Raw genomic sequence first — 16310 nt, 5'->3', positions numbered from 1 at the left:
AGTGAAACCTCATACAGGAGTACATAATGTCTAAGCAACAGATCGGCGTAGTCGGTATGGCAGTGATGGGGCGCAACCTGGCGCTCAATATCGAAAGCCGTGGTTATACCGTCTCCATCTTCAACCGCTCCCGTGAAAAAACTGAAGAAGTTGTTGCCGAAAATCCAGGCAAAAAACTGGTTCCTTATTACACGGTACAGGAATTCGTCGAATCTCTTGAAACCCCACGTCGTATCCTGTTGATGGTGAAAGCAGGCGCGGGCACCGATGCTGCAATTGATTCCCTGAAACCGTATCTTGATAAAGGCGACATCATCATTGATGGTGGCAACACCTTCTTCCAGGACACCATTCGTCGTAACCGTGAACTCTCTGCTGAAGGTTTCAACTTCATCGGTACCGGTGTTTCCGGTGGTGAAGAGGGCGCTCTGAAAGGCCCATCCATCATGCCTGGTGGTCAGAAAGAAGCCTATGAGCTGGTTGCTCCAATCCTGACCAAGATTGCTGCGGTTGCTGAAGATGGCGAACCGTGCGTGACCTACATTGGTGCAGATGGCGCGGGTCACTATGTGAAAATGGTTCACAACGGTATCGAATACGGTGATATGCAGCTGATTGCAGAAGCGTACTCTCTGCTGAAAGGTGGCCTGAACCTGTCTAATGATGAGCTGGCGAAAACCTTCACCGAGTGGAACGAAGGCGAACTGAGCAGCTACCTGATCGACATCACTAAAGATATCTTCACCAAGAAAGATGAAGACGGTAACTATCTGGTTGATGTGATTCTGGACGAAGCCGCTAACAAAGGTACCGGTAAATGGACCAGCCAGAGCTCCCTGGATCTTGGCGAGCCGCTGTCCCTGATCACCGAGTCCGTATTCGCGCGTTATATCTCCTCTCTGAAAGATCAGCGTGTTGCAGCGTCTAAAGTGCTTTCTGGCCCGAAAGCAGAACTGGCTGGCGACAAAGCGGCTTTCGTTGAGAAAGTTCGCCGCGCGCTGTATCTCGGTAAAATCGTTTCTTACGCGCAGGGCTTCTCTCAGCTGCGTGCAGCGTCTGACGAATACAACTGGGATCTGAACTACGGCGAAATCGCGAAGATCTTCCGTGCTGGCTGCATCATTCGCGCACAGTTCCTGCAGAAGATCACGGATGCCTACGCTGAAAATGCCGGTATCGCTAACCTGCTGCTGGCTCCGTACTTCAAAAATATCGCTGATGAGTATCAGCAGGCGTTGCGTGACGTGGTTGCCTACGCTGTACAGAACGGTATTCCGGTGCCGACCTTCGGCGCTGCTGTTGCCTATTATGACAGCTACCGCTCTGCAGTACTGCCGGCTAACCTGATTCAGGCTCAGCGTGACTACTTCGGTGCGCATACTTATAAACGTACTGATAAAGAAGGTGTATTCCATACCGAATGGTTGGATTAATCCTAAATAAATAATAAAAACCCGGCATTGCCGGGTTTTTTTTGCGCGAAATTCTTATTGCTTTATGACCCTGTCTTAAGAGTAACTTAATATTGACCGTTTATTCTCTCTGAAGAAAGTCCGAATTGTTTGTAATTCTATTGCAGTGAATACGCTTACGAGTTAAAAAATTTTAAACGTATTGATGTGATATCACATTATAAATAATTAAGTTTATTCTGAGAGAGTAAAATGAAAGTTACCATCTCTGGTACAGGCTATGTCGGCCTCTCGAACGGCCTGTTGATTGCGCAACACCACGACGTTGTAGCGTTGGACATCATTCCTTCACGTGTGGATATGCTCAATGAGCGTGTCTCGCCTATTGTGGATAAGGAGATCCAACAGTATCTGCGTTCAGGGGAGCTGCGTTTTACCGCAACCACTGATAAATACCTTGCTTATCAGAATGCTGATTACGTCATTATCGCGACGCCAACGGATTACGATCCTAAAACTAATTATTTTAATACGTCCAGCGTTGAGTCAGTTATTCAGGATGTCATTGAGATTAATCCGCAGGCCGTCATGATTATTAAATCAACGGTGCCGGTTGGTTTTACGGATTCGGTGAAGAAAAAATATGCCACCGATAATATTATTTTCTCGCCAGAGTTTTTGCGTGAAGGTAAAGCGTTGTACGACAACCTTCACCCCTCGCGGATCGTGATTGGCGAGCGTTCAGAGCGTGCAGAACGTTTTGCTCGTATGCTCCAGCAGGGGGCGATTAAGCAGGACATCCCGACGTTGTTTACCGATTCGACGGAAGCAGAGGCGATTAAACTTTTTGCCAACACCTATCTGGCAATGCGCGTTGCTTACTTTAATGAGCTGGATAGCTATGCGGAAACCCTGGGCCTTAATTCCTGCCAAATCATCGAAGGTGTCTGTCTGGACCCGCGTATCGGTGATCACTACAACAATCCCTCCTTTGGATATGGCGGCTACTGCCTGCCGAAGGATACCAAGCAACTGCTGGCGAACTACCAGTCGGTGCCTAACAACATCATCTCCGCGATTGTTGACGCAAACCGCACGCGTAAAGATTTTATCGCTGACGCGATTCTGGCGCGTAAACCGAAAGTTGTCGGTATCTACCGTCTGATTATGAAAAGCGGCTCTGATAACTTCCGCGCCTCCTCCGTACAGGGCATCATGAAACGCCTGAAAGCGAAGGGGATAACGGTGATAGTGTACGAACCGGTGATGAAAGAGGATGAATTCTTCAGCTCACGCGTGGTTCGCGATCTGGAGGCGTTCAAACAAGAAGCCGATGTTATCGTCTCTAACCGTATGGCAGAAGAGTTAACGGACGTAGCAGAAAAAATTTACACCCGCGATCTTTTTGGCAACGACTAATTCAAATCATTGACAAGCTGAATGCCTTGCCCGATGGGCGTTCAGTCTTTTTTCTTATTCTTTTCAGGTTTCTCTGTTTTTGGTGAAAATCCTATAGAAATTCGGAATGGTCCAGGTAAACTGATGCCCTCATGGGTATTTCTGTTCGGATGTCACTAAGGTTTATATGATTCAAGATAACAATAATGGGCGCAACGGGTATGAGCGTGAGTCGGAGCAGATCGACCTGATCGATTTGTTGATGCAACTCTGGCGTGGCAAGTTGACCATCGTCGTGTGCGTCATTGTCGCCATTGCCCTTGCTGTCGCCTACATCTTTTTAGCGAAAGAGAAATGGACCTCGACCGCCACTATCACGCGTCCGGACGCGGCGCAGATCGCGACCTACCATAACGCTATCAATACTCTCGATTCATCGATTACATTGTCTGATGTTCAAAACCAGGTCATTAACCGTTTTAATTCTGCATTTATCGCTTTGACTGAAGCGTTGGACAATCAGGAAGAACCTGAGAAGTTGACTATTGAGCCGTCTGTTAAGGGCCAGTCATTGCCCCTTACTGTGTCTTACGTCAGTGACTCAGCCCAGTCCGCTCAGCGCGGTGTAGCCGAGTACATCCAGAAAATCGACGAACAAATCGCTGATGAGCTGGAACTTGACCTTAATGACACCATCAAATTGCGTGTGATGAACATTAAGGACGACCTGGAAAACCAGGAAACCGTCGCTCAGGAACAAAAAGATCTGCGTATAAAGCAGATTACCGAATCCCTGAAATATGCGCAGAAAAGTAACGTCACCAAACCGCAGCTTCAGCAAACGCAAGATGTTACCCAGGAAACCATGTTCCTGTTAGGTACCGAAGCGCTGGGCGCAATGGTAGCCAACGAAGCCAGCCGACCGCTGACCTTTGGTGGTGGCTACTACGGTTTGAAGAAAAACCTGCTCGATATCGAGAAACTGAAAGTCGACCCGAAAACCATTCACGTCTATCGTTACGTGATGAAGCCGACGCTGCCAATCCGTCGCGACAGCCCGAAACGTGGCCTGACGCTGGTGCTTGCGGTGCTGCTGGGTGGGATGATTGGTGCCGGTGTTGTACTGGGCCGCAATGCGCTGCGTAACTACAAACCGAAAGCGTAACGCTTATATCAGATAACAAAAAACCGGGCTCGCCCGGTTTTTTTACGTCTGATGAAACCTTACTGATGACGCTTTCGCAGGTTCTCAATCACCGTCGTTAAATCGAGATCCTGATCCTGCAACAGCACCAGCAGGTGATACATTAAATCCGAGGCTTCGTTCGTCAGCTCAAAGCGGTCTTTCACCGTTGCCGCCAGCGCGGTTTCTACGCCTTCTTCACCCACTTTTTGCGCGATGCGCTTGGTGCCGCTGGCATACAGGCGCGCGGTGTAGGAGCTTTCCGGGTCAGCGGTTTTACGCTCGGCCAGCAGTTGTTCCAGTTGATACAGGAACAACCACTGGTGGCTGGCGTCGCCGAAGCAGCTGGAAGTGCCTTTGTGGCAGGTTGGGCCAATTGGGTTGACCAGCACCAGCAGCGTGTCGTTGTCGCAGTCGGGCGTGATGCTCACCACGTTAAGGAAATGGCCGGAGGTTTCGCCTTTGGTCCACAAACGTTCTTTGGTACGCGAATAAAACGTCACTTTGCCGGACGTTTGCGTTTGCGCCAGCGCCTCTTTATTCATATAGCCCAGCATTAAGACTTCGCCGGAAACCGCGTGTTGTACGATGGCGGGCATCAGTCCGTCGGTTTTTTCCCAGTCCAGTTGTTCAGTTAACATACCCGTATCTCCACGCCCTGTGCGGCCAGGTACGCTTTTAATTCACCAATATTAATAATTTGCTTGTGGAATACCGAGGCGGCCAGCGCACCATCGACATCCGCATCGCGGAAGGCTTCGAGGAAGTGTTCCATTGTGCCCGCGCCGCCCGAGGCAATCAGGGGAACGTGGCAGACTTCACGCACTTTTTTCAGTTGCGCCAGGTCGTAGCCGTTACGCACGCCATCCTGGTTCATCATGTTGAGGACGATTTCCCCCGCGCCGCGTTTTTGTACTTCCTGCACCCAGTCGAGGGTTTCCCATTGGGTGACGCGGGTGCGGCTTTCGTCGCCGGTGTATTGATTGACGTGATATTTGCCGCTGTCGGCGTCAAACCAGGTGTCGATCCCGACCACGATGCACTGCACGCCAAAGCGATCCGCCAGGCGGGTGATCAGCTCCGGGTCGGCCAGCGCCGGGGAGTTGATGGAAATTTTGTCCGCGCCGAATGAGAGGATCTTCGCCGCGTCGTCGATGGATTTGATGCCACCGGCGACGCAGAAGGGGATATCAATCACTTCCGCGACGCGGGAAACCCAGCTTTTATCGACAACGCGACCATCGCTGGAGGCGGTGATATCGTAAAATACTAATTCGTCTGCACCTTCGTCGGCATAGCGTTTTGCCAGCGGGACGATGTCGCCGATAATTTCGTGATTACGGAACTGCACGCCTTTGACAACCTGACCATCGCGTACGTCCAGACAGGGGATTATCCGTTTTGCCAGCATTGGATGGCCTCCGTTACGGTGAATTTATCTTCCAGCAGTGCGCGTCCGACAATCACGCCGCGCACGCCGGTGCCGCGCAGGGCGGCGATATCAGCCAGCGAACCAATGCCGCCGGAAGACTGAAACGCCACTTGCGGGTAGCGAGCGCAAACTTCTTCATACAACGAGACGTTAGAGCCCGCCAGTGTGCCGTCACGCGAAATATCGGTGCACAGTACGTGTTGCAGACCAACCGGCAGATAAGTTTCGACCAGTTCTTCCAGCGTGACGCCGGAGTTTTCCTGCCAGCCGCTCACCGCGACTTGCTTCGTGCCTTGCTCATCGATGCGAACGTCCAGCGCCAGCACCAGGTGCTCCGCGCCAAAGCGGGTAAACCAGCCTTTAACGATTTCTGGCGATTTTACCGCCGTCGAACCAACAACCACGCGCTCAACGCCTGCATTAAGTAGAGCGGCAACATCGTCTTCGGTACGCACGCCGCCGCCAACCTGTACCGGTACGTTCACGCCCGCAACCAGTTGTTTCAGCAGCGGAATCTGGCGCAGCGCCGGGTCTTTCGCGCCGGTTAAATCGACCAGGTGCAGCACTTGTGCGCCCTGAGCGGCGTAATCCTGTAAACGCGGCAGTGGGTCATTACCGTAATCGCGCTGTTGGGCGTAGTCGCCCTGATGTAAACGCACCACCGTGCCATTAATTAAATCTAAAGCTGGAATGATCATTACATCTCCAGGAAGTTTTTCAGCAGTTGCGCCCCGGCGGCACCGGAACGTTCCGGGTGGAACTGCACACCGTAAAAGTTATCTTTCTGCACCGCCGCGGTGAACGGTTCGCCGTAGTTACACTGTGCGATGGTGTACGGGTTCACCGGCATGGCGTAGCTGTGAACGAAATAGAAGTACGCGCCATCTTCGATACCCCGGAACAGACGGTCGCCCGCTTTCGGGTAGACGCGGTTCCATCCCATGTGCGGCAGCGGCAGGCCGAAGTCGGTCATTTTCGGCACATCCTGGTCAATAATGCCCAGCAGGTCGACGCCGTTACTTTCTGCGCTGCGACTGCCGAGGATTTGCATCCCGAGGCAAATACCCAGCACCGGTTGGGTACAGGCTTTAATCAGTTCGACCAGTTCACGCTCGCGAATCTGGTCCATCGCTGCCTGCGCGGTCCCCACGCCTGGCAGAAACAGTTTGTCGGCGCGCAGTACCACGTCCGGGTCGCGGCTCACCAGCGGATCATAGCCGTGGCGGCTGATGGCGGACTTCACCGAGTTCAGGTTGGCGCAGCCGGTATCGAGGATAACGACGTTCATCACAGCACTCCTTTTGAGGAGGGAAGGGTATCGCCTTCCACGCGAATCGCCTGGCGCAGCGTGCGACCAAAGACTTTGAACAGGCTTTCCACGCGGTGGTGATCGTTTTTGCCTTTGGTTTTCAGATGCAGTGTGACGCCCATGGTGTAGGAGAGCGAGCGGAAGAAGTGCTCGATCATCTCGGTGCTCAGGTCGCCCACACGCTGGTAGTTGTACTCGGCTTTATACTCGAGGTGCGGACGCCCGGAGATATCCAGTGCGCAGCGTGCCAGGCATTCGTCCATCGGCAGGACAAAGCCGAAACGATTGATGCCGCGTTTGTCGCCCAGCGCCATCTTTAACGCTTCGCCCAGCGCCAGCCCGGTGTCTTCCACCGTGTGGTGATCGTCGATATACAAATCGCCCTGTACGGCAATCTCCATGCGAAAGCCGCCGTGGGTGGCGATTTGGTCCAGCATGTGGTCAAAAAAACCGACGCCGGTGCTGATTTTGCTGCCGCCTTCACGGTCGAGCCAGACTTTAACGTCGATCTGTGTTTCTTTGGTTTTACGCTCAACGTGCGCGTAGCGGTCGCGGCGAGTGAGTTGCGCGCCAATCGTCGCCCAGTTCAGCGTTTCGCGGTTATAACGCAGGCCGATGATATCCATGTTTTCTGCCAACTGGATATCGGTGGCGCGGTCGCCAATCACGTAGCTGTTGGCTTTGTCCATCACACCATCGGCCAGCCAGGCGGTAACCAACTTCGTTTTCGGCTTGCGGCAGTCGCAGTCATCCGCCGGGAAGTGCGGACAAATCAGCACGTCTTCGAAGTTAACGCCCTGCGAGGTGAAAATCTGCATCATCAGATTATGCGGGCCGTCAAAATCCGCCTGCGGATAACTGTCGGTGCCCAGCCCGTCCTGATTGGTGACCATCACCAGCTTATAGCCCGCTTTTTGCAGGGTCAGCAGCGTCGGAATAACGTCCGGTTCAAATTCCAGTTTCTCGAAACGGTCAACCTGGAAATCGCTCGGCGGCTCTGCAATGAGGGTGCCGTCGCGGTCAATAAAGAGAAACTTCTGGGTCATACATTCTCCGCATTCAAAGCGTCAATAACGCGCTGGCTCTCTTCGCGGGTGCCGATGGTGATACGCAAACAGCCGCTTAAAGAAGGTTGTTTATTCTGGTCTCGTAAGATAATGCCCTGATCCCACAAAGATTTAAACACTGCGCTGGAAGCTTTAATGCGCACAAGAATGTAATTGGTTTCAGAGTCGAAGACCTGTTCCACGCACGGGATGCCGTCAAGGTTCGCCACCAGATACTGACGCTCTGCCAGAATTTGCGCCACGCGTTCGCGCATCGCGGTGATGCCCTGCGGCGCCAGCGCCTGCGCGGCAATATCAGCAACCGGTGTGGAGAGCGGATAAGGGGCAATCACTTTCAACAGAAGGGCGATAACCTCTTCGTTCGCCAGGGTAAAACCACAACGAAGGCCGGCGAGGGCAAAGGCTTTGGAGAGCGTGCGCAGGATCACCAGATTCGGGTATTCGTTCAACCAGCCTGCCAGCGTCGCCTGCGGGCAAAACTCAATATAGGCTTCGTCGGCAACTACCAGCGCTTTACCGCGCGTCATCTCCAGCAGCGTGCGGAAATCCTGCGGGTTTATCAGCTGCCCGGTTGGGTTATTCGGGCTGCAAACGTAAACCACTTTCACGCCGTCGAGCTTACTGGCGATACCCGGGAGATCGAGCTGCCAGTTCTCCAGCGTCGGTACGGTGCGGCACTCTACGCCGATGGTTTCCGCGCTCACGCTGTACATGCCGTAGGTCGGCGGGCAGTAGAGAATCGCGTCTTTCCCTGGCTCACAAAACGTGCGCACCAGCAGTTCGATGCCTTCATCTGCGCCACGGCTGACCAGCACTTGTTCCGGCTTTACACCTGCATAGGCGGCGTAATTTTCAATCACCGCTTTTGGCTGACATTCCGGGTAGCGGTTCAGCGTTTGCGCGGTGAGCTGAAACTCCACCGGCGTCGGGAACTCGTTGGCATTGAGCCAGACATCGCCTTTGCCGCCCAGGCGGCGAGCGGACTGGTAGGGCGTCAGATTACGCACATTCTCGCGGGCTAATTCTTCAATGCTCATGCTTGCTCCTTCAGGGCATTTACGCGCAGGGTGACGGCATTTTTGTGGGCGGTCAGCAGTTCGGCTGCGGCCAGCGTTTCAATGGTGGCGGCGAGAGACGCAAAACCGTCGCGAGAGAGTTCCTGCACGGTCATGCGTTTCTGGAAATCCGCCAGTCCCAGGCTGGAGCAGGTTGCGGTGTAACCGTAGGTCGGCAGCACGTGGTTGGTGCCGGAGGCGTAATCCCCCGCTGATTCCGGTGACCAGTCGCCAAGGAAAACCGAACCCGCGCTGGTGATTTGATCGACCAGTTCACGCGCGTTGCGGGTCTGAATGATGAGGTGCTCCGGGCCGTAGGCGTTGGAAATTTCCACACACTGAGCGATGTCGCGAGCGACAATCAAACGGCTGGCGGAAAGCGCCTGACGCGCGGTGTCGGCACGCGAGAGATCCGCAAGCTGGCGTTCCACGGCTTCCGCCACGCCACGCGCGATGTTGGCATCTGGCGTCAGCAGGATCACCTGTGAATCCGGGCCGTGTTCCGCCTGTGAAAGGAGATCGGCGGCGATAAAGTCCGGCGTCGCGCCGCTGTCGGCAATCACCAGCACTTCAGACGGGCCCGCAGGCATGTCGATGGCGGCACCGTCCAGACGCTGGCTGACCTGGCGTTTGGCTTCGGTCACGAAAGCGTTGCCCGGCCCAAAAATTTTATCCACCTTCGGAACTGACTCGGTACCAAGCGCCAGCGCGGCAATGGCCTGCGCACCGCCGACTTTAAACACCTCTTTCACGCCGCATAGCTGTGCAGCATAAAGAATTTCATCAGCAATGGGCGGGGGGGAACAGAGCACCACTTTCTGGCAACCGGCGATACGCGCGGGTGTCGCCAGCATTAATACGGTGGAGAAAAGCGGCGCGGAGCCGCCCGGAATATAGAGGCCCACCGAGGCGATAGGGCGCGTGACCTGCTGGCAGCGCACGCCCGGCTGAGTTTCGATATCCACGCCCGGCAGAATTTGCGCGGTGTGGAAGGTATCGATATTTTTTACCGCGACGTTCATCGCGGCTTTCAGTTCATCGCTCAGGCGGTTACTGGCCTCGGCGATTTCCTCTTCAGTGGCTTTCAGCGCGGTCACGTCGGTTTTATCAAACTTCGCGCCGTATTCGCGCAGGGCACGGTCGCCGTTTTGCTTAACGTTATCCAGGATCTCCGCGACGGTGCGCGTAATGCTGTCGGAAGCCGAAATCGCCGGGCGCATCAGCAGCGCCTGCTGCTCTTCCTTATTACAACCATTCCAGTCGATCAGGGTGTTAAAGCTCATGGTCGTTACTCCATCATCTTCTCAATCGGCAGCACCAGAATCGAGCTGGCACCCAGCGCTTTCAGTTTTTCCATTGTTTCCCAGAACAGGGTTTCGCTGCTCACCATGTGCATGGCTACGCGCTGTTGGTCGCCCGCCAGCGGCAGAATGGTTGGACGTTCGGCACCCGGCAGCAGGGCGATCACTTCATCCAGACGTTCGGTTGGGGCGTGCATCATGATGTATTTCGATTCGCGCGCCTGAATAACGCCCTGAATACGGGTCAGCAGACGATCAATCAACTGCTGTTTAGCTTCGCTCATTTCGCCGTCGCGCTGGATAAGACAGGCTTTGGAGCGGTAAATCACTTCCACTTCACGCAGTCCGTTGGCTTCAAGCGTTGCGCCGGTGGAAACCAGGTCACAAATTGCATCGGCGAGGCCAGCGCGCGGGGCGACTTCGACGGAACCGTTCAGCAGGCAAGATTTAAACGCGATGCCTTTCTGGTCGAGATAACGTTTGAGCAGGTGCGGGTAAGAGGTGGCAATACGTTTGCCGTCCAGACCTGCCGGGCCATCCCAGGCTTCGTCGACGGCGGTAGCCAGCGACAGGCGACAGCCGCCGAAATCAAGACGACGCAGGGTGAAATAACGCGGGTCTTCGCCCTGCGCACGGCGGCTCAGCAGCTCTTCTTCCAGCACGTTTTCGCCGATGATGCCGAGGTCGACCACGCCATCCATAATCAGCCCCGGAATATCGTCGTCACGCACGCGCAGAATATCGATAGGCATGTTCTCCGCCATCGCGATCAGGCGCTGAGTGTGGAGATTGATTTTAATGCCGCAACGGGCGAGTAATTCGCGTGAATCATCGCTCAGGCGACCTGATTTCTGCATAGCTATGCGTAAACGGCTGTTATCTAACATTCTGATTTCCTCTTACCCTGCTGAATTTAGTTCAAAAAAAAGCCCCCGGAAGAAATCTTCCGGGGGCTCTCTTGCGTTCATGCACCACTGGAAGATCTAGACGTCTCCCAGCACACATCGCCTGAAAGACTAGTCAGGATGATGGTGATGATGGTGGTGTTTAAATTGAACGCACATAATTAATTTCTCGTTGAATGAGTATTCACTTGATGTCTTTTAACCTAGCCCACTTTCACCGTTGAAGGCAAGGGGTTTTTTCAATCTTTAAATCATTTCATATTCACAGTATAAATTGTCAGTTCTCGCAGGCTGGCGTAGCCTTATAGAAGAAGGATAGCCAGAAACCAGGAGAGCAGGCATGAAAAAGGTCGCGATTGTCGGATTAGGTTGGTTGGGCATGCCGCTGGCGCTGGCGCTGACGGCGCGTGGGTGGCAGGTTACCGGCAGCAAAACGACGCAGGATGGAGTGGAAGCGGCGCGGATGTGCGGGATTGACAGCTACCCGTTACGCCTTGAACCGCAACTGGTTTGTGAAGCGGATGATTTAGATGCGCTTATGAATGTTGACGCACTGGTCATTACCTTACCGGCGCGTCGCAGCGGGGAGGGGGAGGATTTTTATCGCCAGGCGGTACAGGAGATAGTGGATACCGCACTTGCGCATCATATCCCGCGCATTATTTTTACCAGTTCAACCTCGGTGTACGGTAACACGCAGGGTACGATTAAAGAGAGTACGCCGCGCGACCCCGTCACATCGAGCGGCAAGGTCCTGAAAGAGCTGGAAGACTGGCTGCATCATCTGCCGGGGACGTCCGTTGATATTTTGCGTCTGGCGGGGCTGGTGGGGCCGGGTCGTCATCCTGGCCGATTCTTCGCCGGGAAATCCGCGCCAGACGGCCAGCATGGCGTCAATCTGGTGCATCTGGAGGATGTGATTTCAGCGATTACGCTGTTATTGCAGGCTCCGAAAGGCGGACATATCTATAATATATGTGCGCCCCTCCATCCGGCCCGCGAAATTTTTTATCCGCAAATGGCGCGCGAGCTGGGACTGGAGACGCCGGTGTTTTCGCAGCATGCGGGCAGCGGCACGGGCAAACTTATTGATGGCAACCGAATTTGCCATGAATTGGGTTTCGAATACCAGTATCCTGATCCTCTGTTAATGCCGATGGAATAATCCGCCTCGGCGTTCAGCCTGATGCCAGGGGACGACCATGAAGCCTTTGCTCGATGTGCTGATTATTCTTGATGCATTAGATAAAGAAGGGAGCTTTGCCGCGGCGTCGGCAAAGCTCTATAAAACCCCCTCAGCCCTCAGTTACACCGTTCACAAGCTGGAAAGCGACCTCAATATTCAACTTCTTGATCGCAGTGGTCATCGGGCGACCTTCACCCGCACCGGGCAGATGCTGCTGGAAAAAGGCAGAGAAGTGTTGCACACGGTGCGTGAGCTGGAGCAGCAGGCGATTAAACTGCACGAAGGTTGGGAAAATGAACTGGTGATCGGGGTGGATGACACCTTTCCTTTTTCTCTGCTGGCACCATTAATTGAAACCTTTTATCAACATCACAGTGTTACCCGGCTGAAATTTATTAATGGCGTTCTGGGCGGATCGTGGCAGGCGCTAATTCAGGGCAATGCGGATATTATCGTCGGCGCATTGCGTGAACCGCCGCCGTTAAGCGGCTTTGGGTTTATGCCTCTTGGCCAACTGGAGCAAATTTTTGTGGTGGCGGCGCATCATCCGCTGGCACAAATGCCGGAGCCGTTGTCCCGGCGTACCATCAAACGTTTTCGCGCGATTGTGGTCGGTGATAACACCTCATCAGAGTGTGCCACATTTCAGCAACTTCTTGACGATCAACAAGCGATCACGGTCTTCGATTTCAAAACCAAACTTGAATTACAAATCAGTGGTTTAGGTTGTGGTTATGTACCCCGATATCTCGCGCAACGCTTCCTTGAAAGTGGGGCGCTGGTTGAAAAATCTGTCGTTGCCCATATCCCCTTTGAACCGGTCTGGATTGGCTGGAATGAACAGACCTCCGGGCTCGCCAGTGTATGGTGGCGGGATGCTGTTTTAGCAAATAGTGCTATAGCTGCGGTCTATAATTCGACCGGTGCTGAATAATCAATCGGTTAGACAGCGAAGTTGGCCGATCGGCTTCACATTCTCTTGTATTTTTATGTCAATTTGATGCAGAATGTGCCGCTTGCAAAATATGAGACTAACCGACGTTTTAATACGCGTCGGTTATTTTTTTGCATCAAACAAATCATTCAATAAAAGAGGCCGGGCTTCGTACCGGATAGATACTTACTTAAAAAACGACAGTTGTTGTCGCTGAGGAAATCAAAAAAATGGGGCAATTTTTTGTTTTTGCGACGGTTTTCACCCGTAAGGAGAATAACCATGTCGCATAACGCTACTCCAAACACCTCTCGCGTGGAATTACGTAAAACCCTTACGCTGATTCCGGTTGTCATGATGGGCCTTGCCTATATGCAGCCAATGACGCTGTTTGATACGTTCGGTATCGTATCTGGTCTGACAGACGGTCATGTGCCGACTGCCTACGGCTTTGCACTGGTGGCGATTCTGTTCACCGCGCTGAGCTATGGCAAACTGGTACGTCGCTACCCGTCTGCAGGTTCTGCCTATACTTACGCCCAGAAATCCATTAGCCCGACCGTAGGCTTTATGGTGGGCTGGTCGTCGCTGCTCGACTATCTGTTCGCGCCGATGATCAACATCCTGCTGGCGAAAATCTATTTTGAAGCACTGGTACCGTCTATCCCATCGTGGGTATTCGTTATTGCGCTGGTAGCCTTCATGACCGCCTTTAACCTGCGCAGCATTAAATCTGTCGCCAACTTCAACACCGTTATCGTGGTGTTCCAGGTGGTGCTGATTGCGGTGATTCTGGGTATGATTATTTATGGTCTGTTCCATGGTGAAGGTGCGGGTACGCTTAGCAGCACACGTCCGTTCTGGTCTGGCGATGCGCACGTGATCCCGATGATTACCGGGGCAACGATTCTGTGCTTCTCGTTTACCGGCTTTGATGGCATCAGCAACCTGTCTGAAGAGACGAAAGACGCTGAGCGTGTGATTCCGCGTGCGATTTTCCTGACTGCGCTGATCGGTGGCCTGATCTTTATCTTCTCCACCTATTTCCTGCAGCTTTACTTCCCGGATATCTCTCGCTTTAAAGATCCGGACGCGTCACAGCCTGAAATCATGCTGTACGTTGCAGGTAAAGCGTTCCAGGTTGGTGCACTGATCTTCTCCACCATTACCGTTCTGGCGTCCGGTATGGCGGCGCACGCAGGCGTTGCGCGTCTGATGTACGTAATGGGTCGTGACGGCGTGTTCCCGAAAAGCTTCTTCGGTTATGTACACCCGAAATGGCGTACTCCGGCGATGAACATCATTCTGGTGGGCGCGATTGCTCTGCTGGCAATCAACTTTGACCTGGTTATGGCAACGGCGCTGATTAACTTTGGTGCGCTGGTGGCGTTCACCTTCGTGAACCTGTCTGTGATTTCACAGTTCTGGATCCGCGAGAAGCGTAACAAAACGCTGAAAGATCACTTCCAGTATCTGTTCCTGCCAATCTGTGGCGCGCTGACCGTTGGCGCACTGTGGGTTAACCTGGAAGAGAGCTCAATGGTTCTGGGTCTGATTTGGGCGGCTATCGGCCTGATCTACCTGGCGTGCGTGACCAAAAGCTTCCGCAATCCGGTTCCGCAGTACGAAGATGTCGCGTAATCATTAAGATTCGCTGAAAACCGGAGGCCAAACGCCTCCGGTTTTTTTATGCCCTAATTTCACGCGGTTTCTAAAAATAATCGTTAAATAACCAAACGGAATATCATAGAGGTTTTGGTTATTGGTCCCTGGCAGGTGTGGCTGGAATAATTTACGCACTGATATTTTCCAGGTTGATTAATTTTTATGTTGCAGATGATCGTGAGCGGAATAATTTGTGGCGCGTTGCTGGGGTTTGTGATGCAGCGTGGTCGCTTCTGCCTGACGGGCGGTTTCCGCGATATGTATATCGCGAAAAACAATCGCATGTTTTATGCCTTACTGATTGCCATTTCGGTTCAAAGCCTTGGCGTCTTCGCGCTGATTCAAACCGGGCTGGTGCAGTATGACGCGGGCGCGTTTCCGTGGCTTGGCACCGTAGTGGGCGGTTTTGTCTTTGGTATTGGTATTGTCTATGCAGGTGGTTGTGCGACCGGAACCTGGTATCGCGCCGGTGAAGGGTTGATTGGCAGCTGGATTGCGCTGGTGACCTACATGGTGATGAGTGCGGTAATGCGCTCGCCGCACGCCGCCGGCCTGAACGCGTTTCTGGGGCAGCACACCACTGCGCATAATGGCATTGCGGAAACTCTTAATATCTCCGTCTGGCCACTGATAGCGGTGTTGCTGATCGCCACCCTCTGGCTGGTCAGCAAAGAGTTACGCAAGCCGAAGCTGAAGGTTGCGTCACTACCGCCACGCCGGACAGGGCTGGCGCATCTGTTGTTTGAAAAGCGCTGGCATCCGTTTGTCACCGCCGTATTGATTGGGCTTATTGCTTTGCTGGCATGGCCGCTGAGCGAAGCCACCGGGCGTATGTTTGGGTTAGGCATCACCTCGCCGACCGCCAACATTCTGCAATTCCTCGTTTCTGGCGAAAGCAAATATGTTAACTGGGGCGTCTTCCTGGTGCTGGGTATTTTCCTCGGTTCCTTTATCGCAGCCAAAGGTAGCCGCGAATTCCGCGTGCGTGCCGCCGATGCCAGCACCACGCTGCGCAGTGCCTCTGGCGGCGTACTGATGGGCTTCGGCGCCAGCATTGCAGGTGGTTGCTCGATCGGTAACGGCCTGGTGATGACCGCAATGATGACCTGGCAGGGCTGGATTGGCCTGGTATTTATGATCCTTGGCGTGTGGACCGCGTCGTGGATGTTGTATGTGCGTCCGCAGCGTAAAGCGAAGCTGAAAACCGCTACGGCATAACAGGAGTAAAAAAGATGACGGTAAAAAAACTCGATGTGGTCACCCAGGTGTGCCCGTTTCCCTTGATTGAAGCAAAAGCTGCAATGGCCGAAATGGCCAGCGGGGACCAACTGGTGATTGAATTCGACTGCACCCAGGCGACGGAAGCTATTCCTCAGTGGGCGGCGGAAGAGGGGCACACCGTGACTGATTTCCAGCAGGCGGGCGATGCTGCCTGGAGCATTACGGTGCAGAAAGCCTGATAG

Annotated in this window: 17 protein-coding genes, 1 pseudogene and 1 other annotated feature; of the genes and pseudogenes, 9 read left to right on the top strand and 9 right to left on the bottom strand. The window is 53.5% G+C overall.

Annotation, left to right across the window (positions count from 1 at the left end):
- Positions 1-26 precede the first annotated feature (26 nt).
- From gndA to wzzB, 3 genes are all read left to right on the top strand, one after another.
- Positions 27-1433, top strand: a complete 1407-nt coding sequence (gene gndA, locus F0Q32_RS06085) for an NADP-dependent phosphogluconate dehydrogenase (protein WP_001572820.1) — start codon at positions 27-29, stop codon at positions 1431-1433.
- A gap of 231 nt (positions 1434-1664) precedes the next feature.
- Complete coding sequence (ugd, locus tag F0Q32_RS06080; protein ID WP_149462359.1) at positions 1665-2831, top strand: UDP-glucose 6-dehydrogenase; 1167 nt, start codon at positions 1665-1667, stop codon at positions 2829-2831.
- 169 nt (positions 2832-3000) lie between these two features.
- Positions 3001-3975, top strand: a complete 975-nt coding sequence (gene wzzB / locus F0Q32_RS06075) for an LPS O-antigen chain length determinant protein WzzB (protein ID WP_370516871.1) — start codon at positions 3001-3003, stop codon at positions 3973-3975.
- Between the two features lie 59 nt (positions 3976-4034).
- On the opposite strand, the gene hisIE is transcribed toward wzzB, so the two are convergent.
- The 9 genes from hisIE to hisL form a co-directional block, all read right to left on the bottom strand.
- Positions 4035-4634 (bottom strand): bifunctional phosphoribosyl-AMP cyclohydrolase/phosphoribosyl-ATP diphosphatase HisIE, encoded by a 600-nt coding sequence (gene hisIE / locus F0Q32_RS06070; RefSeq protein WP_149462357.1) that lies wholly within the window; start codon positions 4632-4634, stop codon positions 4035-4037.
- Positions 4628-5404, bottom strand: a complete 777-nt coding sequence (gene hisF, locus F0Q32_RS06065) for an imidazole glycerol phosphate synthase subunit HisF (protein ID WP_149462356.1) — start codon at positions 5402-5404, stop codon at positions 4628-4630. Before hisF ends, hisIE begins: the two co-directional genes overlap by 7 nt.
- Positions 5386-6123 carry a 1-(5-phosphoribosyl)-5-[(5-phosphoribosylamino)methylideneamino]imidazole-4-carboxamide isomerase gene (hisA, locus tag F0Q32_RS06060; RefSeq protein ID WP_149462355.1) on the bottom strand — a complete coding sequence of 246 codons (738 nt, stop codon included), beginning with the start codon at positions 6121-6123 and terminating at the stop codon, positions 5386-5388. The genes hisF and hisA overlap by 19 nt, the downstream gene beginning before the upstream one ends.
- Positions 6123-6713 (bottom strand): imidazole glycerol phosphate synthase subunit HisH, encoded by a 591-nt coding sequence (gene hisH / locus F0Q32_RS06055; RefSeq protein WP_149462354.1) that lies wholly within the window; start codon positions 6711-6713, stop codon positions 6123-6125. Before hisH ends, hisA begins: the two co-directional genes overlap by 1 nt.
- Entirely contained in the window at positions 6713-7780 is a 1068-nt protein-coding gene (gene hisB / locus F0Q32_RS06050; protein ID WP_149462353.1) for a bifunctional histidinol-phosphatase/imidazoleglycerol-phosphate dehydratase HisB, read from the bottom strand. Before hisB ends, hisH begins: the two co-directional genes overlap by 1 nt.
- The gene (gene hisC, locus F0Q32_RS06045; protein WP_149462352.1) at positions 7777-8838 is read right to left on the bottom strand and encodes a histidinol-phosphate transaminase; all 1062 of its coding nucleotides are present in this window, start codon (positions 8836-8838) and stop codon (positions 7777-7779) included. Before hisC ends, hisB begins: the two co-directional genes overlap by 4 nt.
- Complete coding sequence (gene hisD / locus F0Q32_RS06040) at positions 8835-10139, bottom strand: histidinol dehydrogenase (protein ID WP_149462351.1); 1305 nt, start codon at positions 10137-10139, stop codon at positions 8835-8837. Before hisD ends, hisC begins: the two co-directional genes overlap by 4 nt.
- A 5-nt stretch (positions 10140-10144) precedes the next feature.
- Positions 10145-11044 carry an ATP phosphoribosyltransferase gene (gene hisG, locus F0Q32_RS06035; protein ID WP_149462350.1) on the bottom strand — a complete coding sequence of 300 codons (900 nt, stop codon included), beginning with the start codon at positions 11042-11044 and terminating at the stop codon, positions 10145-10147.
- A gap of 33 nt (positions 11045-11077) precedes the next feature.
- Positions 11078-11198 (bottom strand) — a sequence feature (His leader region).
- Positions 11174-11224 carry a his operon leader peptide gene (gene hisL, locus F0Q32_RS06030; protein ID WP_113857321.1) on the bottom strand — a complete coding sequence of 17 codons (51 nt, stop codon included), beginning with the start codon at positions 11222-11224 and terminating at the stop codon, positions 11174-11176. (Overlaps the previous feature by 25 nt.)
- 178 nt (positions 11225-11402) lie before the next feature.
- Between hisL and F0Q32_RS06025 the strand changes: the two genes are divergently transcribed.
- The 6 genes and pseudogenes from F0Q32_RS06025 (at position 11403) to tsuB (ending at position 16307) form a co-directional block, all read left to right on the top strand.
- Positions 11403-12227, top strand: a complete 825-nt coding sequence (locus F0Q32_RS06025; protein WP_149462349.1) for an SDR family oxidoreductase — start codon at positions 11403-11405, stop codon at positions 12225-12227.
- A gap of 37 nt (positions 12228-12264) precedes the next feature.
- Positions 12265-13249: pseudogene (locus F0Q32_RS06020) on the top strand (LysR family transcriptional regulator).
- Positions 13250-13412: 163 nt separating this feature from the next.
- Positions 13413-13475, top strand: coding sequence for a membrane protein YoeI (gene yoeI, locus F0Q32_RS26765; protein ID WP_108475379.1), 63 nt, complete (start codon positions 13413-13415; stop codon positions 13473-13475).
- Positions 13465-14823, top strand: a complete 1359-nt coding sequence (gene plaP / locus F0Q32_RS06005; protein WP_108475161.1) for a putrescine/proton symporter PlaP — start codon at positions 13465-13467, stop codon at positions 14821-14823. Before yoeI ends, plaP begins: the two co-directional genes overlap by 11 nt.
- Positions 14824-15009: 186 nt before the next feature.
- The gene (gene tsuA, locus F0Q32_RS06000) at positions 15010-16065 is read left to right on the top strand and encodes a thiosulfate utilization transporter TsuA/YeeE (RefSeq protein ID WP_149462347.1); all 1056 of its coding nucleotides are present in this window, start codon (positions 15010-15012) and stop codon (positions 16063-16065) included.
- 14 nt (positions 16066-16079) lie between these two features.
- Entirely contained in the window at positions 16080-16307 is a 228-nt protein-coding gene (gene tsuB, locus F0Q32_RS05995; protein ID WP_015963873.1) for a thiosulfate utilization sulfurtransferase TsuB/YeeD, read from the top strand.
- Positions 16308-16310: the final 3 nt, after the last annotated feature.

The organism is Pseudocitrobacter sp. 73 (assembly GCF_008369545.1).
Lineage (GTDB): Bacteria > Pseudomonadota > Gammaproteobacteria > Enterobacterales > Enterobacteriaceae > Pseudocitrobacter > Pseudocitrobacter vendiensis.
This window is presented reverse-complemented; position numbering and strand designations above follow the sequence as displayed.